Origin of the sequence: Gracilimonas sp., assembly GCF_035704785.1 — a bacterium.
In the GTDB taxonomy this organism is placed as follows: domain Bacteria; phylum Bacteroidota; class Rhodothermia; order Balneolales; family Balneolaceae; genus Gracilimonas.
In genome coordinates, this window is record NZ_DASSWP010000016.1 from 1 (window position 1) to 23,535 (window position 23,535).

General features: G+C 44.3%; 22 protein-coding genes and 1 riboswitch. Of the genes, 13 read left to right on the forward strand and 9 right to left on the reverse strand.

Translation table 11 applies throughout. The annotated features are described in order from the left end of the window. The 3 genes from VFM80_RS00650 to VFM80_RS00660 form a co-directional block, all read left to right on the forward strand. Window positions 1–2,219: FtsK/SpoIIIE family DNA translocase (locus VFM80_RS00650; protein ID WP_395068519.1), on the forward strand; the 2,219-nt coding region annotated here is incomplete at its 5' end. After that, window positions 2,206–2,922: a LolA family protein gene (locus VFM80_RS00655; RefSeq protein ID WP_395068521.1), complete on the forward strand. Its 717-nt coding sequence runs from the start codon at window positions 2,206–2,208 to the stop codon at window positions 2,920–2,922. The genes VFM80_RS00650 and VFM80_RS00655, both read left to right, overlap by 14 nt. Window positions 2,923–2,988: 66 nt before the next feature. Next, window positions 2,989–4,041 (forward strand): lysylphosphatidylglycerol synthase transmembrane domain-containing protein, encoded by a 1,053-nt coding sequence (locus VFM80_RS00660; protein WP_395068523.1) that lies wholly within the window; start codon window positions 2,989–2,991, stop codon window positions 4,039–4,041. A gap of 297 nt (window positions 4,042–4,338) precedes the next feature. Here VFM80_RS00660 and VFM80_RS00665 read toward each other — a convergent pair whose 3' ends face one another. Then, a complete protein-coding gene (locus tag VFM80_RS00665) occupies window positions 4,339–4,641 on the reverse strand; it encodes a hypothetical protein (protein WP_395068525.1) in 303 nt (100 codons plus the stop codon). Window positions 4,642–4,673: 32 nt separating this feature from the next. Then, window positions 4,674–7,091 carry a penicillin acylase family protein gene (locus VFM80_RS00670; RefSeq protein ID WP_395068527.1) on the reverse strand — a complete coding sequence of 806 codons (2,418 nt, stop codon included), beginning with the start codon at window positions 7,089–7,091 and terminating at the stop codon, window positions 4,674–4,676. A 101-nt stretch (window positions 7,092–7,192) separates the two neighbouring features. Between VFM80_RS00670 and VFM80_RS00675 the strand changes: the two genes are divergently transcribed. Continuing rightward, window positions 7,193–7,564 (forward strand): four helix bundle protein, encoded by a 372-nt coding sequence (locus tag VFM80_RS00675; protein ID WP_395068529.1) that lies wholly within the window; start codon window positions 7,193–7,195, stop codon window positions 7,562–7,564. 40 nt (window positions 7,565–7,604) lie between these two features. Here VFM80_RS00675 and VFM80_RS00680 read toward each other — a convergent pair whose 3' ends face one another. The 3 genes from VFM80_RS00680 to VFM80_RS00690 all read right to left on the reverse strand — a co-directional run bounded on the left by VFM80_RS00680 (window position 7,605) and on the right by VFM80_RS00690 (window position 9,061). Further along, window positions 7,605–8,501: a dimethylarginine dimethylaminohydrolase family protein gene (locus tag VFM80_RS00680; protein ID WP_395068531.1), complete on the reverse strand. Its 897-nt coding sequence runs from the start codon at window positions 8,499–8,501 to the stop codon at window positions 7,605–7,607. Between the two features lie 197 nt (window positions 8,502–8,698). Next, window positions 8,699–8,926 (reverse strand): four helix bundle protein, encoded by a 228-nt coding sequence (locus VFM80_RS00685; RefSeq protein ID WP_395068533.1) that lies wholly within the window; start codon window positions 8,924–8,926, stop codon window positions 8,699–8,701. Window positions 8,927–8,932: 6 nt separating this feature from the next. Then, window positions 8,933–9,061 (reverse strand): four helix bundle protein, encoded by a 129-nt coding sequence (locus tag VFM80_RS00690; protein WP_395068535.1) that lies wholly within the window; start codon window positions 9,059–9,061, stop codon window positions 8,933–8,935. 174 nt (window positions 9,062–9,235) lie between these two features. On the opposite strand from VFM80_RS00690, the gene VFM80_RS00695 reads away from it, so the two are divergent. From VFM80_RS00695 to VFM80_RS00705, 3 genes are all read left to right on the forward strand, one after another. Further along, a complete protein-coding gene (locus VFM80_RS00695; RefSeq protein ID WP_395068537.1) occupies window positions 9,236–10,426 on the forward strand; it encodes a D-alanine--D-alanine ligase family protein in 1,191 nt (396 codons plus the stop codon). 71 nt (window positions 10,427–10,497) lie between these two features. After that, window positions 10,498–11,925: an ABC transporter substrate-binding protein gene (locus VFM80_RS00700; protein WP_395068539.1), complete on the forward strand. Its 1,428-nt coding sequence runs from the start codon at window positions 10,498–10,500 to the stop codon at window positions 11,923–11,925. Continuing rightward, window positions 11,925–12,800, forward strand: coding sequence for an NAD(+)/NADH kinase (locus tag VFM80_RS00705; RefSeq protein ID WP_395068541.1), 876 nt, complete (start codon window positions 11,925–11,927; stop codon window positions 12,798–12,800). Before VFM80_RS00700 ends, VFM80_RS00705 begins: the two co-directional genes overlap by 1 nt. Window positions 12,801–12,950: 150 nt before the next feature. Here the strand turns inward: VFM80_RS00705 and VFM80_RS00710 are convergent, their stop codons facing one another. Next, entirely contained in the window at window positions 12,951–13,724 is a 774-nt protein-coding gene (locus tag VFM80_RS00710) for a DUF481 domain-containing protein (protein WP_395068543.1), read from the reverse strand. A gap of 182 nt (window positions 13,725–13,906) precedes the next feature. Between VFM80_RS00710 and VFM80_RS00715 the strand changes: the two genes are divergently transcribed. Further along, window positions 13,907–14,860 (forward strand): YpdA family putative bacillithiol disulfide reductase, encoded by a 954-nt coding sequence (locus VFM80_RS00715; RefSeq protein WP_395068545.1) that lies wholly within the window; start codon window positions 13,907–13,909, stop codon window positions 14,858–14,860. A 67-nt stretch (window positions 14,861–14,927) separates the two neighbouring features. Here the strand turns inward: VFM80_RS00715 and VFM80_RS00720 are convergent, their stop codons facing one another. Continuing rightward, window positions 14,928–17,375 carry a TonB-dependent receptor gene (locus VFM80_RS00720; protein ID WP_395068547.1) on the reverse strand — a complete coding sequence of 816 codons (2,448 nt, stop codon included), beginning with the start codon at window positions 17,373–17,375 and terminating at the stop codon, window positions 14,928–14,930. Window positions 17,376–17,426: 51 nt separating this feature from the next. Continuing rightward, a riboswitch (TPP riboswitch) is annotated at window positions 17,427–17,520 on the reverse strand. Between the two features lie 83 nt (window positions 17,521–17,603). On the opposite strand from VFM80_RS00720, the gene VFM80_RS00725 reads away from it, so the two are divergent. Both VFM80_RS00725 and VFM80_RS00730 read left to right on the forward strand, forming a co-directional pair. Then, on the forward strand, window positions 17,604–17,840 hold the full coding sequence (locus tag VFM80_RS00725) for a hypothetical protein (RefSeq protein WP_395068549.1): 237 nt from the start codon (window positions 17,604–17,606) through the stop codon (window positions 17,838–17,840). A 293-nt stretch (window positions 17,841–18,133) separates the two neighbouring features. Next, on the forward strand, window positions 18,134–19,237 hold the full coding sequence (locus VFM80_RS00730; RefSeq protein WP_395068551.1) for a carboxypeptidase-like regulatory domain-containing protein: 1,104 nt from the start codon (window positions 18,134–18,136) through the stop codon (window positions 19,235–19,237). 628 nt (window positions 19,238–19,865) lie between these two features. Here the strand turns inward: VFM80_RS00730 and VFM80_RS00735 are convergent. Together VFM80_RS00735 and VFM80_RS00740 are read right to left on the reverse strand one after the other, a co-directional pair. Next, window positions 19,866–21,002, reverse strand: a complete 1,137-nt coding sequence (locus VFM80_RS00735; RefSeq protein WP_395068553.1) for a Fic family protein — start codon at window positions 21,000–21,002, stop codon at window positions 19,866–19,868. Between the two features lie 71 nt (window positions 21,003–21,073). Next, window positions 21,074–21,346 carry a hypothetical protein gene (locus VFM80_RS00740; RefSeq protein ID WP_395068555.1) on the reverse strand — a complete coding sequence of 91 codons (273 nt, stop codon included), beginning with the start codon at window positions 21,344–21,346 and terminating at the stop codon, window positions 21,074–21,076. A 263-nt stretch (window positions 21,347–21,609) separates the two neighbouring features. Here VFM80_RS00740 and VFM80_RS00745 point away from each other — a divergent pair, with 263 nt between their 5' ends. From VFM80_RS00745 to VFM80_RS00755, 3 genes are all read left to right on the forward strand, one after another. Then, window positions 21,610–21,837 (forward strand): hypothetical protein, encoded by a 228-nt coding sequence (locus VFM80_RS00745; RefSeq protein WP_395068557.1) that lies wholly within the window; start codon window positions 21,610–21,612, stop codon window positions 21,835–21,837. Continuing rightward, a complete protein-coding gene (locus VFM80_RS00750; RefSeq protein WP_395068559.1) occupies window positions 21,830–22,117 on the forward strand; it encodes a type II toxin-antitoxin system RelE/ParE family toxin in 288 nt (95 codons plus the stop codon). The genes VFM80_RS00745 and VFM80_RS00750 overlap by 8 nt, the downstream gene beginning before the upstream one ends. A 798-nt stretch (window positions 22,118–22,915) precedes the next feature. After that, window positions 22,916–23,419: an HAD domain-containing protein gene (locus tag VFM80_RS00755; RefSeq protein ID WP_395068561.1), complete on the forward strand. Its 504-nt coding sequence runs from the start codon at window positions 22,916–22,918 to the stop codon at window positions 23,417–23,419. Window positions 23,420–23,535 lie beyond the last annotated feature (116 nt).

Consider the following 23,535-nt stretch of genomic DNA (forward strand, 5'->3'; position numbering starts at 1 on the left):
GATATCATGGCTGGCATACCTTCCGCCGGCGAGATTTTAAAGAGCTGGGCTGGCTTACCGTACTCAGTATTTGGGGAATGGTACTTCTGTCCACTTTTATTGGTTGGTTAAATACCAACGCTGATTTTCCGGATGACTCTATCTGGAGCGGTACTGCCGGTATCGCTATCTCACAGGTGCTTTATAATATCACCAATATAGGCTCCATTATTATTCTATCAGTGTTAATGCTGGTTACCTTGCTCATGTTTGTGGATCGTGATCTGCAAAAGACCATCGACAATGTGAAGCTGTGGATCGAGAATATTCAGGAAAAAATGGAGGAGGGACGTGCAGCTCGTCAGCTTCGTAAAGAAGAAAAAGCCAAAGAACGCGAGCAACGCCTTGCTGAAAAGCGTGCCGCCAAGGAGAAGAAAAAAGAAGAGCAAGAAGAAAAAGAACTTGAAAAGAAAGAGATCGCCGAGCCTGAAAGTGATAACGAGCCTGTAAAACCTGCCCCTTCCATTGATGAGTTGGTCGAACAGTCTGAGGAAGAAGATCAGAAGAAACGTGAAAAGGAACAGTCTGAAGTAAAAACACTGGATACCCGCCAAAGAGCTTCCCTGGAAAAAGAAGAACAGATCGAGGAAGGAGAAGACGATATCGAAGTTTCCGTTTATGTTGGAAAAGGGGATGAACAAGCCGACGAAAAAGACCTCGACAAGCAGAATAAAGAGAAAGCGAAAGAAGTGCCGGTCATCAAGTACAAATTTCCAAAAGTTGACCTGCTTGATTCTCCGCCTGATGAAGGCAACGAAGTGGATCTCGAGGAGATCAAAGAGAACAAGCGCATCATCCTTGATAAACTGAAGCGGCATAAAATTGAGATCGTTGGAATTAACGCTATTGTTGGTCCAACGGTAACTTTATATGAACTGGAGCCTGCGCCGGATGTGAAGATCTCCAAGATCGAGAGCTATTCGAACGATCTTAAAATGGCCACCGCATCCAAAGGATTGCGAATGATCTCGCCAATACCGGGGAAATCAGCCGTCGGAATTGAAGTCCCAAATACCACGCGCGAAACGGTATATATCAAACAGGTGCTGAATACCAAGAAATTTGTGGAAACCGATTTCATCCTTCCGGTCGCATTTGGTAAAACCATCGAAAATGAAGTGTTCATGATCGACCTCACCAAGATGCCTCACTTACTTATTGCGGGGGCAACGGGTTCCGGTAAATCGGTGGGTATCAATACCATTATTACTTGCCTGCTTTACAAGTGCCATCCCGATAATCTGAAATTTGTGATGATCGATCCCAAGAAGATCGAGCTTTCACTCTATCGAAATATTCAGAATCACTTTTTGGCGATGCTGCCCGATTCAGATGAGCCGATCATCACCGATACTTCCAAAGCACAGGATACACTGGAAAGCTTGTGTAAGGAAATGGATGAGCGCTATGACCTGCTGAAGATGGCTATGGTCCGCGACATCAAATCGTACAACGAAAAATATAAAACGGGCGAGCTGGATGATGAACTTGGCCACCGCCACCTCCCCTACATCGTAGTTATTATTGACGAGCTGGCCGACCTGATGATGACCGCAGGAAAACAAATTGAAGAACCCATTGCGCGACTTGCACAGCTTGCCCGTGCTATCGGAATTCATCTTGTAGTTGCTACACAGCGGCCTTCCGTAAACGTTATCACCGGTACCATAAAAGCCAACTTCCCGGCACGTATTGCTTATCAGGTAGCTTCAAAAGTGGATTCCAGAACGATCCTGGATCAGGGCGGAGCAGATCAGCTGATCGGCATGGGTGACATGCTCTTTAATAATGGAACGGGGATGATCCGAATTCAAAACGCATTTGTTTCTACAGAAGAAGTTGAGAAAATTAACTCCTTTATTGGCCAACAGGCCGGATATAAGGAGCCTTTTCACCTGCCGATCATAAAAGATGATACTTCAGAGATCCCTGATCCGTTAGATGACATAGACGAATACTTTGAAGCTGCAGCCAAGCTTGTGATTCTTCATCAGCAGGGATCAGTTTCATTGTTACAGCGTAAACTTAAGATCGGCTATAACCGCGCCGGCAGAATCATAGATCAATTATTCAATGCAGGCATTGTTGGACCATATCAAGGCAGTACCGCACGTGATGTGCTCATTCAGGACGAAGATGAACTTCAGGAACTTTTGGACAATCTGGATGAGTATGATTAGGGGCTATCAGCTATCAGCTTTCAGACTTCAGCTTTCAGCTCTCGTTACGAACCGGAGGTTCGGAATGCCTGGCGGAACCTCCGGTTCCACAATATTTGCTAAGGGATTAGTATCATTCATAGTCGTAGTTCTGATTTCTAGTACTGCACTTTTTGCTCAAGCACCAAATTTTGATCAGCTTAAGGAGCGCTTTGATTCCGGTGAGGTCTTTGCAGCCGAATTTGATCATACTTATACCGACTCCTATACCGGTGAAGTCGTGAGTAGTTACGGGGATATCTGGATCGACAAAGTTCGCTATAAACTGCAAAGTGACGGACAAACGGTAGTGGTGGATGGCGAAAATTCACGGGTTTATGATCCTCAAAGAAACCGCGTTATCATTGACACCTATTATCCGGAAGATGATGATTTTGCACCATCCAGAATGCTGAGTGGCATTGATTCAACCTATACCGTTTCTGAAGAAAGGTCCGAAAACGGAACCAAGATCACGCTTACAACAGATGATGATTTTGCCATCTTTGTAGAAGTTGAAATTTTACTTGATGCACAACTTCGTCCGCTGGAGATCAAAGCGTGGGATATCTCAGATAATGAGATCGTTACCACATTTACTGATGGCCGTTTTCTTGAACCCGAAGCCGGATTATTTGAACTCGATTATCCTGAGGATGCCGAAGTAATTGATATGAGATATTGATATGGTTATTCGTTGTTCGTTATTCGTAGATGTTTCAACCTCCATTCTCCCATTAACCAATAACGAATGAACGGGAAAAAAGCATTAAAGATCGCAGGAAGCATTCTGCTTGGAGTTCTTTTTCTTTGGCTTGCTTTTCGGGAAGTTGAATTATCAGAAGTGGTGGAATCAGCCCGGGGCATGTCATGGTTTTGGATCCTTCCTTTTGCGGTAGTAACACTTGGAGCTCATTACATCCGTGCCTTGCGCTGGGAAATGTTGTTCACTAACAAAGAGAAAGTCCCCACAAAAACTACGCTTTTTACAGGGGTGATGTTCGGGTACCTTGTTAATATTCCCCTGCCCAGAGTGGGCGAAGTAGCCCGGCCGGTTTATGTAGCCAAACAAGTGGATGAGAGCAGCAGTAAGATCATTGGCACTATTGTTTTAGAGCGTATCGTAGATGTAATCGGAATGCTTTTATTGATGGCTTTCGTGGTCGTTTTTCTCATCGCTGATTCCCAGGTTTTATCCCGCCTGTTTGGGATCGATATCACCAATTCTGAAACACAGCTTGATCTGATCTTAACACTTCTAACGTATGGCTGTATTGCTTTGGTCGCCCTAGGAATTCTGTACTGGATGTTCAAGAAAATCGGCGAGCAAACAGAGGGCAAAGCCGCTGAATTTGTTCATAAGATCCAGAAGATCATTCGTACTTTTGTGGATGGAGTGCTTGCCATTCGGGAACTGAAAAACTGGCCGCTCTTTATTTTTTATTCCATACTCATCTGGGTGTTCTACATCAGCATGACCTACATCGGGTTCTTCATGTTCGACATGCAAGGTGAGTTTGGACTTGGGTTTACTGAGGCGACCGTATTAACGGTAGTCAGCGCCGTGGGAATCGCCATTCCTACTCCCGGAGGTATCGGAACGTATCACCTGTTCATCACAAAGGCCCTTTTCATTTTTTATGCCGTACCCGAAGCAACCGGACTCGCTTATGCCACCATCGCTCATGCCGCTACGCTACTTTTGGTGATGATCGTGTCTCCCACGCTATTGGCTATTGATAAATTTGTGGTGATGAAGAAAGAAGGGAACACCCAACAACGAACAAAGAACATCCAAGATTGAAGTTATTCAATCCTTGAGCCTTAGTTGTTTTTTAGTGAATTGATTTGCGATTAGCGAATGGCCAATGATCGATCTGCGAACTGGCATTGGTTATAGTTCTAAGTCGTCATCCGAGTGCGTATTAAGTTGCCATAGACACGGTTATAGAACACGAGGGATCTCAAAGTTTGAGCTACTTACTATATCTAACATTGAGATCCTTCGCGGTATATCTCCCAAACCAACATTAGACAACTAGGCGCTCTGGATGACGACTATTGTAATGAATGTCTGAAACGCGCTTATCTGTTTTGCCTGTCAAAACAAACTTATAAGGAACCAGAATGCCAAAAGTGCCGCAACAGTGAATATCACAAGGCTCATTATCCCTGAATATCCGCCTTCACTTTTCAGATAGCCATAAAAACCGAACACAGCCGAGACCGTACTCATCCCAAAAAAGGCAAGTGTAATACCAAAGGGATTACGTATGGATTCAGGGAAATAACTCATCAATTGCTGCACCTGCTCGAAATAGGTCAGTGACTCATTACCCTGAATAGACATCCAAAGCAGCAGATATAAAAGGGGCAGTATCAACAGCAAAAGACTGATACGCATATAATTTCTTACGGAACGGATGTTGCCTTTTGTCACCTTTCACTCCCGGTCAAACTCAATACGTACTCATATTCTTGAGGCTCCTCACGTAAAAAGTTCAGCTCAAATAACTCACCCGTGCGCCAGTCTTCCACCATGTTGTCGTAATTGGGTGAACCGGGGTTGCCTGACTGTCCACCGGGATATACACCCCAGCCTTTAACTTCGGGGCCCAATTCAACCACCATTCTCCACGAAGGACCATGCGTTCCGCGGGTGGCATTGATCGCCTCCGCTGCACCGCTGCTGAATAAATTCTGAGCTCCAAAACCGGGGATATTGGCAATGTGGTTCAGATCATTGTTGATATCGTATCCCCATTTCCAATTTTCAATATCTTCTCCATAATAATCAACCAAACTGGCAATGGTTTCTTGATATGTTCGGGTTACGATATCCTCTACCGTCTCCATTTCCGGCGTATTGATGTCATCCACAAAAGCCATGCCCGGTTCTTCCGTAATGATCTCTACAAAAATATCACGGGAAGGATACCGTAAAGCGGCTTCTGTGGCATTATACTCATCATCAAAAACTGCCCGAAAAAACCGGTTTCTCCAGGTCAGATATACGGTGGGTTGAATGAGTTCAGCTTCCATCATAAAATCCCAGTCGCGCATCATTTCCAATATTTCTATTTCTTTTTCAGACAGATCATCAGATTTTGTCCACTCTATCATTTCAGGGATAATAGTGGAAGCGTTATAGGCAAAATTATCCATCTGCATGCGCTGCATATCCTGTGGAGTGATGTTCTCCATTTCTTCCAGCAGATCGTTTATTCTGCGTCCGCGTTCATAAGCTGCAAAATCATCCTCCAGGTAATAAGGGTAGTCAGGAGCCGCTGACTCCTGATTTGCTGAACTCACAAATCCACGTTCCGGATTTAAGATGTGGGGGTTGTGTTGGGTAGGAATCCATCCTTGCCAGTCGTACAGTGAATCGGTTCCATCACTTACTGTACGCCCCTGAAATTCCCACTTTTTGGGGAGTTTTCCCGAAACCCACATCGCGATATCACCGTTCGTATCTGCGAATGCAAAGTTCTGTGCCGGAGCCGTATAATTACTTACTGCTTCCTCAAAATCCTCATAATTCTGCATTTTATTGAAGCCATAGAAAGTACGCAGATCATTGGAGGGTTCATGCGCGATCCAGCGTAAAGCATGATAGATCGCTTTACGCTCACCCACAGCAGAATAAACTTCAAACACAGGTCCGTGGTGCGTGTAGACCACCGTATCCAACACTGTTTCCCCGCCGCGGACTTTTATTTCTTCTACCCGACTCGTGGTTGGCTTCCACTCCCCATCGTGCCAATATTCCTGTTGAGTCTCATCCCGAAACTCAATTTCGTACCAATCCATGACATCAGATCCAACATTCGTGGTTCCCCATGCCGTTTGTTCATTAAAACCAACGATAATGGCCGGTGTGCCCTGAAGAGTAACGCCATAGGTATTGATACCCGGAGCAGTAAGCTGCATCTCATACCAGATGGATGGGAGGGTGAGTCCAAGGTGTGGGTCGTTAGCCAAAATGGGATAACCTGAGGCTGTTTTTTCCCCACTAACCGCCCAATTGTTGCTGCCAATTCCCTCTTGGTGTGGAAAAGGATCTATCACTTTTGAAACACTTGGCACAAAAAGTGAATCAGGTTTCTCGGGAACATCCGCTTCAAAATCCCATTCCCGGGATCGCGGAATGATGGGGTCATTAAGTTCAGGTTTACGGGTGAAATATTTCTCCACAAAATCTTCTCCGAAATATTGAATGGTATTACTTGTGCGAACATCATTATGCCGTCCGGCCAGCATCCGCGTCATATTCTTGAGCAGGTATGCGGTCTTGATCGGTTCCCATTGCTCGGGAGCAAAATTCAGTACCTTATACTCTATGGGATAATCAGCAGGCGAAAGCTGATCGATATAAGCATTTACTCCTTTTGAATAGGCCTCGATAATAGCTTTGATCTCGGGATCCTTTTCAATTTCCTCCCTGGCCTTTTCAGCACCATAGGCCATTCCAAGCCGGCGGGTGTTCAGATCTCGGTTTAACAGATCCGGCCCTACTATTTCGGCCAGCCTTCCTGCAGCATCATAGGTTTGCATCTCCATCTGGAAAAGTCGGTCGCGTGCTACAATATATCCCTGAGCCAGGAACAGGTCATGTTCATTTTCAGCGAAGATGTGCGGCACGTTTCGCTCATCAAAGTATACACGAACTTCATCCTGTAATCCGGGGATATTAAGCTCCTGTGATTCCGGAGTTGAAGTTTCGGCATTCGCCCAGAAACCGGCATCCGGATCAAAGAACTTACCCAGCGGCGGAACGGCTCCGAATTTAGTGTTGAGAGTAAGTATTAAGGCGAGAAGGAGAATTCCGGAGATGGAGGCTTTTATAAGGTTCATAATGTGCTTTGTGCGAGGTGCTTTGTGCTTAATTAAAAATAAATAAAAAAATATTGTAAGGAATGTATTTGAAATCGCTCTTAAGAAGAAAAGGAATAATTATGGGAACTGTATATAAATTTGAAGAATTAGAGTGTTGGCAAAGTGCCAGGGAACTTGTTGCTATGGTTTACAAGTATACACAAAATGGTGAAATATCTAAGGACTATGGATTTAAAGACCAAATAAGAAGGGCTTCTATCTCCGTTATGAATAACATATCTGAGGGGTTTACTCGCTATAGAAGAAAAGAAATGATTCATTTCTTCAATATTGCTCAAAGCTCAGCTTCTGAAGTTATGAGTATGACATATGCAATGGATGATCTTAATTACCAATCAACAGAAACATGTGAAATGATCAGGGCCAAGGCGTTTGAAGCCCGAAACAAAACATTAGCTTTTATGCGATATCAAATAGAAAAACCTTCCTAGTTAAACACCTCGCACAATTAGTACAACAGCACAAAGCACATTACCAGAGCAACATCTTCATGCAGAATACGGAGCCGCCGCTTTTTAGGAATTCGTAGGTGCTGAATTCGTGGACTTTAAAGCCGAGTTCTTTCAGTTTTTGATTTACATCGATACAGCCCTGCTGAATAAATACATTCTTGCCATCCGGACAGGTAGCATTGCAGGCAAAAAGCTTTTCTGCCTCATATTTTGACGCTTCGATCACATTTTTGAACACGGCTCGGATCAGCTCCAATCCCTCGTTTGTAAAGGCTTTTGGATAGATCAAGGCTGTTTCGGAGTCAAGAATACAAAGGCAGGTATCAAGGTGGTAGAATCGGTCATCAACAAGTTCCAGAGCTATGACCGGGGTATCAAACGTTTCAGAGATCACATCATAAACTTCCTTAGACGAACGATACCCGTATCCGCCCCAGATCAACCTCTTTTTATAATGCCACAATGCATCTCCCATTCCCTCAAAATCGCTGAATCTGGAATGGTCAAGATGAACAATATCGTAACTGCTGTCCTCATACACTTTTTGGATAAATGGAACCTCATCCTTGCGCTGATCGGAATGCATCACACTCATGATCACTTCCTTTTTACCATCTTTGGTGATATTCGGCAGGCTTTGGTTCGCACAAAAAACCATATCGGGGTAGCCACGCTGACCTTGCTCAACATGCACATACAAACCCAGTTCTTCATAAGCCGCTTTTAAATGCTCCCATTCGTTTTGAGCTGCAAGCTTATCAACATCTCCGATATTTCCTTCCATATGTGGGTTGATGACGTACTCAACCGAGAAATAGGTAGGCTTCACCAATAAAACTTTTTCAGGAGCCGGCATCGACTCAAGATCAGAAAGGTCAAAATCTAATTGGCTCAGGGATGTGATAACTTTACTCATGCATGCAATATTTTGGAGGGTTGAACAGAACAGCTAATATTGAAAATATCAAAATGAGGAACAAGTACAAGTTTAAACAAATATTATTGGAGAAGGACTCAGAATTCAGGAATCAGAACTCAGGACATTCTGAGTTCTGAAAATTATGATATGCGAATGATCGATTTTTGATCAGTGATTTTTGAAGTTTTATGCATTTAGTTTTTTAATCGCTTTTGTGAAGTCTGAATACTTCGGACCATTATTGCTATTAATTCGTTGTTTTCTTTCAATGCAAGAATTAAGGTAGACTTATTTTTAAATAATTTCGCTCTGTATAGAATTCTCAAATTCACAAATGTTTCTCTTAGCTCTTTTAATACTAACTGTAGTTTGTGAACAAAATCTTTCATGGATTCTGCGCTTTGCGCTTCTCCATAGTTCAAAGCCGGCTAGGTACCTGACCGAAGTAATTGTCCCGATAGATGACTTCCAGCCTTAGACTTCGGTATCTCATTCATTAACTCTATGATCTGAACTGCAAAATCGATCAGTCTTTCCTCTAATTCGTTACTCTTCATTATTCTACCCCATTTTCGTTTACATTTACTAGTTAGAGCGATGAAAAGTAGATTCCTTACACTTTTTTTATTTCACAGGTCAAAAATCAAAAATCGATCATTCGAAAATGAATTTCTTCATTAACAATTAACCCTAAACAATCCTATTTTCGGCTATAATCTTACTTTATCGATATGTCTCAAAAAAATCTCATTGTCGCCTTTGGTGGTGTTTCTCCGGAGCATGAAGTTTCTGTTTTAACAGCAATTCAGGCTATTTCAGCTCTTGAAGAAAGCTCCTACAACTGCATTCCTTTATATATAACTAAATCCGGCAGGTGGTTAACAGGAGAAAAACTCCTGGACCTCAGCAACTATAAAGAGATCTCAAAGCTTGAGAGCGATGCTATTTCGTGCGCTTTCGTAAAAGATGAAACCGGCCGCACTTTGCTTAAAGAGCAGGAAAGCGCGGGCTTTTTCTCAAAACCCAAAAGCTATCCGGTCTATGCCGTGCTATGTGCATTCCATGGAAGTGAAGGGGAAAATGGATCTTTTCAGGGCGTTTGTGAGATGATGAATGTGCCATACTCAGGAAGCGGCGTGCTGGGTTCATCCCTGGGAATGGACAAAGTAAAGGCCAAATTAGTTGCGACAGCAAATGGTATTCCTGTTACCAAGGCGGTGAATTTCTACGAAAGTGACTGGGAAAAAGAGCAGGAAGAGATCATAAATGTTGCCGAAGACTTTGGTTATCCATTGATCGTAAAGCCTGTTTCTTTGGGAAGCAGTATCGGAGTAGCTATTGCCAACACCCGCGAAGAACTTGTGAATTCCATAGAAACTGCTTTCCGTTATGATGCTCACCTCCTTATTGAGGAAGCTGTAAATCCTTTGATGGAGATCAACTGTTCTGTTATAGGAACTCCTGAAGATTGCCGCCCAAGTGTTTGCGAAAAACCGCTTGGACAAACTGAAACCCTTTCCTTCGAAGACAAATACCAGAGCGGTGGCGGTGAAAAAGGAATGGCTTCTGCAGACCGGGTAATTCCCGCTGACATCTCCAAAGAACTGACAAAAAAGATCCGGGATCTGGCCACTAAAACTTTTTCAGTACTTGATGCCTCCGGTATTGCCCGACTCGATTTCCTCGTAAATGCCAACACTAAAGAAGTATATTTCAATGAGATCAATACTATTCCGGGCTCATTCTCTTTCTATTTATGGGACAAATCTGACATTCCTTTCAATATGCTGCTTGAAGAACTCATTGATATAGGGCTTAAAAAACATCGCGAAAAAAATGGGCGCGTACGCAGTTACGAGACCAACCTTCTCAGTGAAAAAGCCATCAAAGGTATAAAAGGGTTGAAAGGAAGCAAAAATTAAGTAAAATCAACCAATATGGAATTATTTCCCGCGTTCATATCTTTATTTAATAAACCCTGAGGAATACTTTGATGAAAAAATATATTGTTTTCTTACTTCCATTATTCATTGTCATTTCCTGTGGCAAAGGTCCGGAAACGGTTATCGTAAAGTCAGGTGCTTCAGATCTGTTTACACCTTCCGATTCTGTTTTTACCCAAGCCGATACTTCAGCAGATGATTTTGTGCATGTCAAACTCGGTGAAATCGCTCCGATAGAATCTCTTGACCCGCTTTTTGCTTCATCTAACAGTGAATGGCGAATCATAGATCTTGTTTATGACGGCTTGATCAGTATCGACGAGAATGGGAATATTTCACCTGCATTAGCCCAAAGATGGACTGCTAACAATAATTCTACACAGTTCACCTTTAATTTGAAAACTGATGTTCACTTTCATGACTCCCCTGTTTTTGAAAGTGGTGTAGGACGAAAATTCGTTGCTTCAGACGTTAAGTACATCTTTGAACGAATGGCAGATAATGACGTTCCAGATCTTACGGCCAATCAATTTAAAAATATTCGCGGTTTCTCAAGTTTCCACAATGAACAGACTTATGTGAAAGATCCTGCACGCAGAGTTATTTCATCTATTGAGGGCATACAGGTTAGAAATGATTCTACGGTAGTATTCAATCTGAGTGAGTCATCTCCTGAATTTCTGGAGCTACTGGCACACCCTATGGCCTCCATTTACCCCAAAGAAAGTGTTCCGCCTTCCAATGGTCCTATCCAATTAGCCGCAGGTACCGGCCCCTTCCAGTTCATACAAAAAGAAGGTAACACTCACTTATTAACCGTTTATGAAGACCATTTCGAGAGCATACCTGATATCAACCGATTAGATATCGTTTCAGGCTTAAATGAGAAAGACTTATTTCAACAATTCGCCAAAAACACCATTGATGCCATTATAGAAGTCGGCCCGGAAACAATGGTGACGATAGCTGATTCTTCGGGGAATCTTTTACAGAGTTATTATCAGGATTATACCCTCCAGCAGTCGCCAGCTTTTTCTGAATATGAATTTTATTACAACAAAAATTCAGGTCAGGCCGGGCAAACCAACCGATTTATTTCCTCAATCGAAGACACGTCATTGATACCAAGCCCGGCACTTGGAACCATCTCAACAAATAGAGTTGATACCACTTCAGCAGAAAACAGTGACGGATCAGGATTTGTCATCACGCATACTCAACATCCCTTCGAACTCTTTCTGTTAGATGATCTGGCCCCCATAGCCAACCAGATGGACATAAGCTTTTCCATGAATCCTTCTTACGCAATATCAGATGAGACTACGTTCTCCACGAGACTTTTTCCTGATACTCAAAAATTTATGACCTGGAAAACACCCATTTACATCTTAAATCACAACTCTGTTTCCGGTATCACTTTGGGTCAAAACCCCTGGAGTCTTGATGTATCTGATCTCACAATCAACAGGACCAATTGATGAAACTCGGTATCATTGCAAATCCTAAAAAGTATGAGGTAAGGGAAGTTCTCAAAAAAACCATTGGATGGGCTGAAAGGAAGAGTATTTCCTTATTCATAAACTCTGATATCTGCGAGGAAACCGGACTCAATGGCAGTCCTTCGATCCAAAAAACCGACTCTGATGAGGAGTCTGTCAAAGCTTGTGATATTGTGTTGGTGATGGGGGGAGACGGCACCATTTTATACACGGCACGAATTGCCAGGAATCTGGCTAAACCGATCCTTGGAATCAATAGCGGGCGACTTGGGTTTATGGCGAATACTCAGATCGAAGATCTGGAACGTGCCCTCGATTGCCTGCTCAACAATAATTTTAAATTAGATCAGCGCGCTTTTCTAAAAGCTATTACCAACAATGGAGATGAATTTCATGCTCTGAATGAATTCCTGTTCTCCAGAAAGGATTCTATTTCTATGGTGAATGTGACAGCTGAATACGATGGCAGCCTGATCAACACCTATTGGGCAGATGGTTTGTTAGTCGCATCCCCAACCGGATCTACCGCATATAATTTAGCTTCAGGCGGCCCCATTGTAGCACCCGGCACCGAAGTTTTTTTAGTGACCCCCATCAACCCGCATACCCTTACTACCCGGCCGTTGGTGCTTAACTCCACCAAGCCCCTGAAAGTCCGAATTGAGAAACAACAAAGTGAAGTGCTTTTTTCATACGACGGACAAGTTCATGACATCGAAAATTTCCCTTTTGAAGTGACGATACTGAAGTCGGATCTCACCTTTAACCTGATCCACCTTCCCGGTCATGATTATTTCGAGACCTTGCGTAACAAACTGATGTGGGGAATGGATCGAAGAAGAAGTGGGGAGTAGGGGTTTTATGGGTAAGAGGCGAGGTTTTAGGTGTTAGTAAATTGTTGCCAAAAAAACCAAAACACAGAATGAATTTCCGGCTTGTGTACCGTAAGGCTGTTTTGTCAGTGGCAACTTGATTGTTAAGTAAACCAACTAACACCTAACCCCTCAAAACTTCACCACCAATCCATTATTCAACTCATAAGTCCAGTAGGGAATATCAATAATGGGTTTTGCATCATAGGAGGCCACAAAGCCAATGGATACTGCTATTCGTTTACTTAAGTCCATTTTTAACTTTGATTCAAGGATGGAACGGGCTTCAAAAAACTGATCGGGTCGGGCCTGATAATATCCAACCAGTAAAAAAGTAGCATTGTCACTGAATTCCCCAATTAGCCTGATGTTACTCGTGGTCTTGACAAACTTATTTTTTAAAGAAGGCTGACCGGCAAGCTGCCATTCTTCAAACTCGTACATAAGGGCCGTGGAAACACTAGCCTGCCATGCATCTGTTCTGTAAAACCGATATTTGACTCCGGCACCCACAAGTGCGCGGTTATTCAAACCGAGATTATTGTTGTATTGATATTGCACAAAGATCTCCGGAGAGAGCCGTCCATTCCGTAATAATGTGGAACGAAGATGCACGTAACCACTGCTGATCAAAGAGTTGCCATCGAGGTTAACGAACTTCAGTTTATTGAGCAACATATAGGCATGGCCTTCCGTGAAATAGGAAAGATTGGATTCGTTCGTGAATTCAAAAACCCGCTCATTATACCGGTTCAGGGAAAGATCAAACTCCAGTTCTCCGTGCCATCCGGCTGAATCGACATTGGCACGAACGCTCTCCACGTTCAAAAGCTGAGCCTGAGTTTGAGTTTGAAAGGATAGGGTGAGAAAAACAACAAATAAAACAGATTTAAAAAAGGTTCTCATCAACAAGAAAGATATAATTTGGAGTGAAAGTTACCGGGATTGGTGAAAGGTATGATATCAATATTTGTTCCCAAATCGTTCATTATCGAATAGCAGAAGCGGTTCTTTAAAAAGCTAAACGATTCGTATCTTCAGGCTGTTAACTCAATTCACTTACACCAACCTATAACGACAGAATTCACATGGTTATCATTATTGGTGCAGGTCCCATTGGACTTGCCACCGGAATTGCCCTTCAAGAGAAAAACATTCCTTTTAAAATTATTGAACGCGGTTGTTTGGTGAATTCGCTTTTTCACTATCCCACCAACATGACCTTCTTTTCGACATCCGACAAGCTCGAGATCGGGAATGTGCCATTTATATCTCACGGTTCAAAACCTACCCGCGCCGAAGCCCTTGAGTATTACCGGCGCGTAGCCGAGCATTATGAGCTGCCGATCAATTTATATGAGACGGTGGAATCGATGGAAGGGGAAGATGGCAACTTCACTGTAAAAACGGACAAGGATATCTACAAAGCCGATAAAGTGATCGTGGCTTCAGGTTTTTACGGGAAGCCAAATATGATGGACGTGCCGGGTGAAGATCTTCCTAAGGTGAAGCACTATTATGATGAGCCGCATCCCTACGCCTGGCAAAAAGTGTTGGTGATTGGTGGCGGAAACTCCGGTGTGGATGTTGCCCTCGAATGCTGGAGAGGCGGAGCGGAAGTAACGATGCTGCTGAAATACGATACCATCAAGCCAACAGTAAAATACTGGGTGAAACCGGATATAGAGAACCGGATCAAAAATGGAGAGATCCCGGCTTATTTCAATTCAACCGTGAAGGAGATCCGTGAGAAAGAAGTCGTGATCGAAACGCAGGATGGTGAGGTAACGCTTGAAAATGATTTTGTACTTGCCATGACGGGCTACCACCCCAATTACGACCTCATGGAAAGCCTTGGTATTGAACTTACCGATGACGAAAAATGCATGCCTGTGTACGACGAGGACAGCCTCGAAACCAAAGAAAAAGGCGTGTATGTGGCCGGCGTGGTTTGCGGAGGTATGGATACCAGCAGCCTATTCATAGAAAATTCACGCGTTCATGCCGAGCAGATTGCCAATCATATTGAGAATAATTTGTAATGAATGCTTTAATTTTAAATGCTAAGTGTTAAATGATTACGCCATTTAACACTTAGCATTTACTCATTTAAAATTTCCAGGTTAGTTGAAATAAGAAATTCATACCAGCCTGCGGATAGTAATAATTGAAGTTCACCGGTTCTCCATTCTCAAGCCAACCAAACGTATAGCCGTTGGTCTCATACTCGTGATTGAAGAGGTTATTCACCTGCAGCGTGGCTGTGATCCCCTCCAACAAAGCGATCTCATCCAGTGAATAACTCAACCTGAGATCATTCACAAAATAAGGATCGATGGAGCGGCTTTCGGTTTGGGTGTTATCCAGATACTGACGGGACACATACTTGCTGATCAGCTCCGCATTCAACCTGCCGGACTGATATCCAATGATCCCGTTTCCGATCACCGAAGGTGAAAAGGCAATGTCGGTATCCTCATACACCGTTTCCTGCTGACCGAGATAATTGAAGCTCGCGTCATATTGATCCGTAAATTGTGTGTATTCGGTGATCTTATTTTGACTGAAAGTCGCATTCGCCGACAGGCTCAGGTGTTTCGAAAGACTAACTCCGGCTTGAAGCTCCAGTCCAACCCGATAGCTTTCAGGTACATTTTCACGCACGATCTCTCCCACGTCATTGATCGCTCCGGTGGGAACCAGCTGATCGCGATAGAACATACCATACACATTTGCACCAAGATAATGACGGCTGAAATCACCACGATAACCTGCTTCAATATTATACAGTTTTTCAGGATCGGGACGACTTTCGGGAGATGAATCTACATACTCATCGCGGGTGGGTTCCTTGTTTCCGATCGCGAAAGAAGCATATACGCGCTGCTGTTCCGGAAGTTGGTAAACAAAGCCAAACTTGGGATTGAAGAACAGCAGGTCATCCGTTTGCTGAAGAGCTACGAGGCTGTCTCTTACGGAACTCCCTGCACTGCGTACAAAGCCGTTTCCGAGAAACTCATAACTGACTCCCCGCATCTGCAGATCCACATAGGAATTCAGCTTGTCGGTAAGTTCATACTGAAGCTTTCCGTACAGATTGTAGTCTTTTTTAATGCCGTCATTATCATAATACCGATCTTCAGTTTCACTGTCTCCGGCATAACGCGCCCAGATCACTTCCCCGAAATGAGCGCCATCATAATAATTGTATCCACCACCGAGCGTTAAATTCCAGGTGTCATTCGGGGTTAATTTCGTAGAGAAGATGGTGCCGTAGAAATCATTATCGAGCCATCGTCGGCGAACCAGATCCGACTCGGAAGGAGTAGAAGGCAGGATCGGCTCAATACTATAATCAGCCAGAGCTTCATCGGCTTTATATTCCTCATAATAGCCAAATCCTTTGGTATAGAAAGCGGAAACATTGGCATTCCAGTTATCTGTCAGCGAGTATGAATAATGCAGCTGATAATAATTCTGCTGGTAGTTATCGACCTGATCTTCGTAGGGATCACCGTCCTTTTCAGTACCGGCCTCATTGAAGGTGCGGTCATTTTCGAGTACGCTTTCTTCGATGCCATACCATGCCTGATAGGTTCGTTCTTTTCCGGAAAAGACATCCGCCCGAAGTAAACTTCGCTTACCGTGTCTCGCTGCTGAAAGAAAATAGGAATCGAGATCAGAACTGGCGCGATCGATGAATCCGTCAGAATCTATTTTGGAAAGGCGGCCTTCGAATTGCCATCCGTTTTCCATCAGACCTGAGCCTAATTTTACATTGTATTTTCTCGTGTTGAAGGAACCGACTCCGGTATTGATCTCCCCAAACGGTTCCACCCTGGAAGAACTGGTTTGGAGATTGATGGTCCCGCCAAAAGCTGCGGCTCCATTGGTGGACGTTCCCACCCCGCGCTGGATCTGAATGTTTTGCGTGGAAGATGCGAGGTCCGGAAGATTCACCCAGAACACGCCATGTGATTCTGCATCATTCACCGGAATTCCGTTGATGGTTACATTGATACGAGCCGGGTCAACCCCGCGAATGCGAATACCCGTGTATCCAATGCCCATTCCCGCATCCGATGTAGTTGTGACCGACGGGGTGCTTTGCAGCAAATACGGGATGTCCTGTCCCAAATTGCGCCGCTCGATCTCTTCCCGTTCTATATTGGTGTAGGTGATGGGCGAGGTTTCATCAGCACGGGTGGCGCTGACGAAAACATCATCCCCTATATAGGTTTTGGGGAACATAAAAAGCTCGCCCGTTTTGTTCGAAATAGAAAGATCTACTTCAAGGTCCTTATATCCGAGATAGGTAATGAGTAAGGCCCGGTCTCCGTTTTCGGAAAGGAGAATTTCGAAAGAGCCGTCGTCCTCGGTGACAACCCCACGGGAAGTGCCCATTTGTCGGACGGCCGCCCCGGCCAGTGGTTCTTTGGATTGAGCATCAAGCACGGTACCGGAAATGGTTTGCGCCTGAATTTTGCTAGTGAAGAGTAGTGGTAGTGTGAATAGAAAAGCCGCAAAAAACGACTTCTTAAGTAAAGAATTAAACATGAATTCCTCCATTTGTAACTTAGATTAATGGAGGAGGTTAACTTGCGTAACTGTGCGGTAAACAGGTTTCCCTACGCCGGTATTATCCGGTTCAGGTATCAGGGTGTAATCTCAGCCCGCTATGCAAGCACCCCCAACCTTGGTTGTGAGCCGACAAGATACAAGGCTTAGGAATATTGAACAAGGAGGAATGAACATCTAACAAGGAACATTCAATATTGAACATTGATGGAACATACAACGGCTCGCTCGCTGGTACTCTTGGGCACTAAGGCAGGCCTGAAGGCAGCCTGCTCCGTGTATTCGGAGCTTGTTAATTTCCGTGCCACTGATTCAAAAATCGCTAATCGCAGTTCGTTGATCGTAAATCAATTACCTGCCCCAAAAGTCGTCATTCTGAGCGTAGTTGTTGATGTAGGATCGAAAAGTTTACCGCGAATCCCGACTTTCTCAGGACAAATTTAGATCTGGTAGGGAGTTCAAACACTAGCGCAAGCGTCTCGCTTGTGCGGAGGCGGATTAAGAATTGGTTGCTTTTTTTTCACCTCGTTACGAAGATCCATCTTCGTAATACTGTCCCGGAAGCTGCGGCTTCCATTATGTAGTTTTGATTTGTTGCCAATAATCACCTCTCCTGTTCTTTTGTACCGAAAAAGAACCAAAACTTCTGATATAATTTTCTCGTTGAAAATAATACCCCGGATATTATATTTAAGTATATATACCCAACCTCGTGCATTTTTTATGGGATTAATAGTATGTACCGTGTCATTTTCATACTTCTGATAAGCGGTCTTTCAATATTGGGAAGGACTGACATGCTGTGTGCTCAAGCCATTGTTACGGGCCGATTGATCGACACCGATAACAGACAACCACTGAAGGGTGCGCACATCTTTTTATCGGGAACTAAAATTGGCGACCAAACAGACCGGGCAGGCCGCTACAGATTGCAGGATATTCCTCCCGGCTCTCACCGGATGGTCATTTCCATGATCGGTTACGGCCGGAGAACCTACACCTTACAGGTGGGCCCAAAAGATCACAAAAACTTAGATCTCAGCCTTAAACCGGTAGTCTACGAAATGAACGATATTTATGTTGGCCACCAGGATAAGAAATGGAAAAAACGCTATGAGCACTTTAAAGAACTCTTTCTGGGTTACACAGAAGAAGCTGAATCCGTTGTCATTCTGAACCCGGAAGTGCTCCGCTTTGATGCCAATTTTTGGGGGCGACTGACTGCTGAGGCAGAGGCCCCGCTGATGATAGAGAACCGGGCACTTGGCTACCACATCACTTATTACCTGGCTGAATTTAAGCATACCGGACTCAGAACTTATTGGGACGGAGAATCCCTGTTTACAGAAATGACTTCCTCAGACTCCCTTCAGCAAGCCCGATGGGAAGAGAACAGGCAAAAGGCATTTTATGGGTCGATGCGGCATTTCTGGATTTCTTTATTGCAAGACAGGTTAGAAGAGGAAGGTTACCTTCTCTACAACGTAAGAGAATCGGGACATCCCGGTATGCCCGATAACCGACGCCCCGTTTCTTTCGATCGCCTTATGCGCCCCGGCGAAAAATATTACCTGTACCGGATCCAATATCCAGGATTTCTGGAGGTCATTTATACCGAAGAGCGCGAAGACCGCCGCTACTTGGAATGGGCGAGAAACCTGAATCGGGGGCCAAATAACTCTCAGGTTTCCTGGCTGGAACTTAATGAGCGGTTCATCACTGTAGACGGAGACGGAGAGGTTGTGCAGCCTTATGGGGTTATTCAGTTGGGTTATTTCGGATTTCATCGGCTGGCCGATCTCACACCCCGCGAATACCGTCCGGAAGATTTTTTAAGATGAAAAACGGCAGAAAGAACACCGAACATGGAACATTCAATATTGAATGCAGAAGTTTGCTTTAGCAATCTAACACTAGCGCAAGCGTCTCGCTTGTGCGGTGGTAGATTAAGATCGGTTTCTCGTTACGAACCTCTCCCGATAATCGGGATAATACCTAGCAGAACCTCCCACTCTTTTTTATAAGGCCGAAGGGAATATTCCATATTGAATACTGGACGAATGGAATCCATCTTTCCACTGAACAGCGGGGTGATGGATGGGTTTAGGCCGGGGAGCATTGATCATCGAACAAGGAAAATTCAATATTGAATACAGAAGTTTGCTGTAGCAATCACCCTGAAACGGACACCCTCCGCCTCCCATTCGGTCGGCACCTCCCTCGAGGGGAGATCAATTCAAAAAGCCGTTCCTTTTTGAATTTCGTGGGGTGTTGGTGCCAGGGGCATCTCTGTTTTCGCCACAACACCCACTTCAAAAATCGTTAATCACCGTTCGTTAATCGCTAATCAATTAGCCCAAAACCCGGGATGAATTCCTCACTTGGATAAAGGATAACTGCAAAACTTACGGCAACAAGGACGCCAAGGAATTCAACTAAGCCTAAAACCTCGCACCTAAAACCTCAAAACTAATAAGAAAGAATCTGTTCCAGTTCCAGATTCACATAATAATGTCGGCCCTGAAGTTGGCGTTTTTGCAACACCTTGATCTCCGCCAGTTTATTCAGATAATTTCGGGCCGTGTTCTCCGCATATATTCCATTATCAACCAGATGATTGACCTTGATGTACGGCTGTGAAAAGATAGCCTCGGCAAGCTGCTCCGGTCGGCGAATAGAGGTCTTCTCCTGTATCACCTGCAACAGCGACTCCTTCGTCTCGATGATGTCATTCACTTTTTGGTAAGTCAGCCGGGCCGTGAACTCCACCGCACGCAGCATATACAGCAGCCAGCTTTCCCAATCGCCGCGCTGGGAAACACCCGAAAGCGTTTCATAATACTCCTCTTTATGCTGAATGATATACCGGCTGAGGTAAAGTATGGGTTGATCCAGCAGACCGGCATGGGTGAGCAAATGGATATTCATGATCCGGCCCACCCGTCCGTTTCCATCGCGGAAGGGGTGAATGACTTCAAACTGATAATGTGCAATGGCGAGCTTCAGCAAAGGTTCTGCGGGGGGTATGGAATCATCATTCAGAAACCGGATCAAATTATCCAGCTTGGCCTCCACAATACCCTCCCCGCGCGGGGGTGTATAAATGGTTTTACCGGCATTAGGGCCACTTCCACCCATACGAATATAGGTACGTGCAAAAGGCGGACGGATCCCATCTCCTTCTTCCTTTATTTCCTGATATAACCGTACAAAATAATCACAATCGAAATCCCCGTTATCTTTGAGATACTGGAATCCTTCCCATAGCGCCTCCCGGTAGCGGAGCACCTCCTTCGCCGGTCCGGTGGCCTCCAATTCTGATCTTGCATCGCTGAATGCCTGATAGAGTTCATCATCGGTAGTAAAGATATTCTCGATGGCGCTCGAATCTTTCGCCTCCTGCAAGGTGATGGTGTTGATAAGCACGCCCGGATTTGGAATGGCGATGCTCCTGCCCGCCAACAGAGCCAATGCCTCTTTAGCTTTCCCCAGTTGCTCAAAAACCGAAAGTCTGCGATATAGCTTTTCGTGTATCGGCAGTTCCGGAAGATCATTCCACGGATCATTTCGGTCGGGGTTGATGGGATAAAGAAGCTCTTCAGGCATTAAAAATTTGATTTATTAATGTATGCAGGGAAATCTGACCTCAATTATAGGCCTTTTTTACTTAACATACATTAAATAATTTGATTTTTAATGTATTGTGCATTTTTCAACCTCAAAGCCCCTTTCCATAGTTCTTCAAAAATCGTTAATCGCCGTTCGTCAATCGCTAATCTAATCCTCGTTACATAGCTCCATATGCGTAATGCCGTCCCGGAAGCTCCGGCTTCTCGTGCCTTTTGTTGATCTATTTGTCCGTAATCACCTCCATTGTTCTTTTGTGCCGACAAAAAAACCAACCCCGAGCAGTCGGGCGGCTGCGAAAAAAGAACTAAAGCTGACTCCATTCCGCTAAAATAAACTAAAGCTCTATAGCGAGAGTTGCTCGCTTCTTAGTTTATCAGCGGAGTAGTTTATTTCTTAACGCTTCACTCTGTCATCTTTTTAACGCTCTTTTTTCTAAGGCCGAAGGAACATCGAACACGGAATAAATTCCTGACTTGGGTAAAGGATGATATTATGGCTTATGTTAACATGGCTGTCAGCGAAGTAAACAAGCACTGAAAATCTGAATTTTATATATTGATAGCTGGCAAAACAGGAGAAAGTCATGGATGATAAAAATGTAGTCAGAGAAGAATTGGTTGAGTGGATCTCAAAGCCTGGCAATGAAGACCTGCTGGAAACACTAAAGCTTATGAAAGAAGCAGAGCCGGCAGAAGGAGATTGGTATGATGATCTAACTGAAGGGGAAAAGGAGTCCGTTAAAAAAGGACGGGAAGATCATGAAAAAGGGAGAACATTAAGCAGCCGGGAATTTTGGGATAAACATGGTTGAACGAAAGCGAGTTGTATGGTCGCTTGAGTCGTCGGATAAGATCCAGGAGATCAAAGCATATCTTTTAGAGGAATGGAGCGAATCGGAAGTCAACAGTTTTCTGATAAGGCTAAAGAAATTTGAAAATCGTGTTAGCTATTTTCCAAGGCTATATCCCGCATCTTTGAAGTTTTCCCACCTAAGAAAGGCCGTTATTTCGAAACATCAATCGGTTGTCTATGAAATAGGGGAAGACACTGTAAAGGTGATAACTATTCTGGATAACCGGCAAAAGAATTAGGTTTGTATTTTTTATCCTCGTTATGTAGCTCCATCTTCTCATGCCCTTTGTTGATCTATTTGTCCGCATTCAACTTCTTCGTTCTTTTGTGCCGACAAAAGAATCAATCCCGAGCATTCGGGGCGACTGCGAAAAAAGAGCTAAAGCTGACTACATTTCACTAAAAGAAATCAATGCTCCTTCACGGCGCTTGCTGGTAAATTAAGTGCCATGCGCCCCGATTATCGGGGTTTCTTAACGCTTCACTCCGTCATCTTTTTAACGCTCTTTTTTCTAAGGTCGAAGGTATTATTCCATATTGAATACAGAACGAATGGAATCCATCTTTCCGCTGAACAGCGGGGTGATGGATGGGTTTAGTCCGGGGAGCATTGAACATCGAACAAGGAACATTCAATATTGAACACTGAAGGAGTGCCACAAAAGCAGGCCTGAAGGCAGCCTGCTCCGAGTATTCGGAGCTTGTTTATATCCTAGCCACTACCCACATCATAAATCGCTAGTCACCGTTCGCTAATCGTAAATTAATTTGCCCTAAAACACGGAATGAATTCCTGGCTTGGGTAAAGAATGATAGTGTGGTTTATGATAACTTGGTTGCTAAAAAGGCAGGCCTGAAGGCCTTCGCTTGTTTATGTCCGAGCCACTTTTTCGTTAATCGGAAATCACCGTTCGTTAATCGCTAATCAATCAGCCCCAAAACCCGAAATGAATTCCCGGCTTGCACAAAGGATAGCTTATCAAGCACTATTCACCTAACGCCTTGCACCTAACCCCCCTTGTTCTTAAAATCGGGGCATGGATGTAAACGAAAGTATACCGGAGCGCAAGTTCACCCTTTTTGTAGATATTGACGGCGTGCTGAATACTGAGGCGCATCTGAGGAGGCAGATCAGGGAGACGGGGAGGTCCACCAACCGGAACTGGTGCCCGGTGGCAATGGCGCACCTGAAGCTATTGGTGGAGTATTACAACGGACAGATCGTGGTGAGTTCCACCTGGCGGTATGACCATTCCCTCCGGCAGCTAAAGGAATTGTTTGAGAATAATGGTTTGCCGGGGAAATACGTGGTCGGCGTCACTCCTTCCCTGATATACGAAAACTCCGGGAAGGTGACCCGCGGGGATGAGATCCGCCGCTGGATCACCGATAACCTGAATACGGAGGAGATCCCCAGGTATGCCATTCTGGATGATATGGACGAAGGACTCAGCCGGTTCGGTGAGCGCTTTATCCAATGCGACCCAAAGATCGGCCTCGCCGATAAGGAAAAGGTGAAGAGGGTTGCGGGGTTGGTTTAGGGGGCTCGATTAATTTTGTAATCCAATAACTGAAGCGCAAAAATAAGATAGAGACTCTTAAATGTTAAATCTCATAGATTCCATTTGCTTTATGTAGTGAAAATTTCATTACTTAC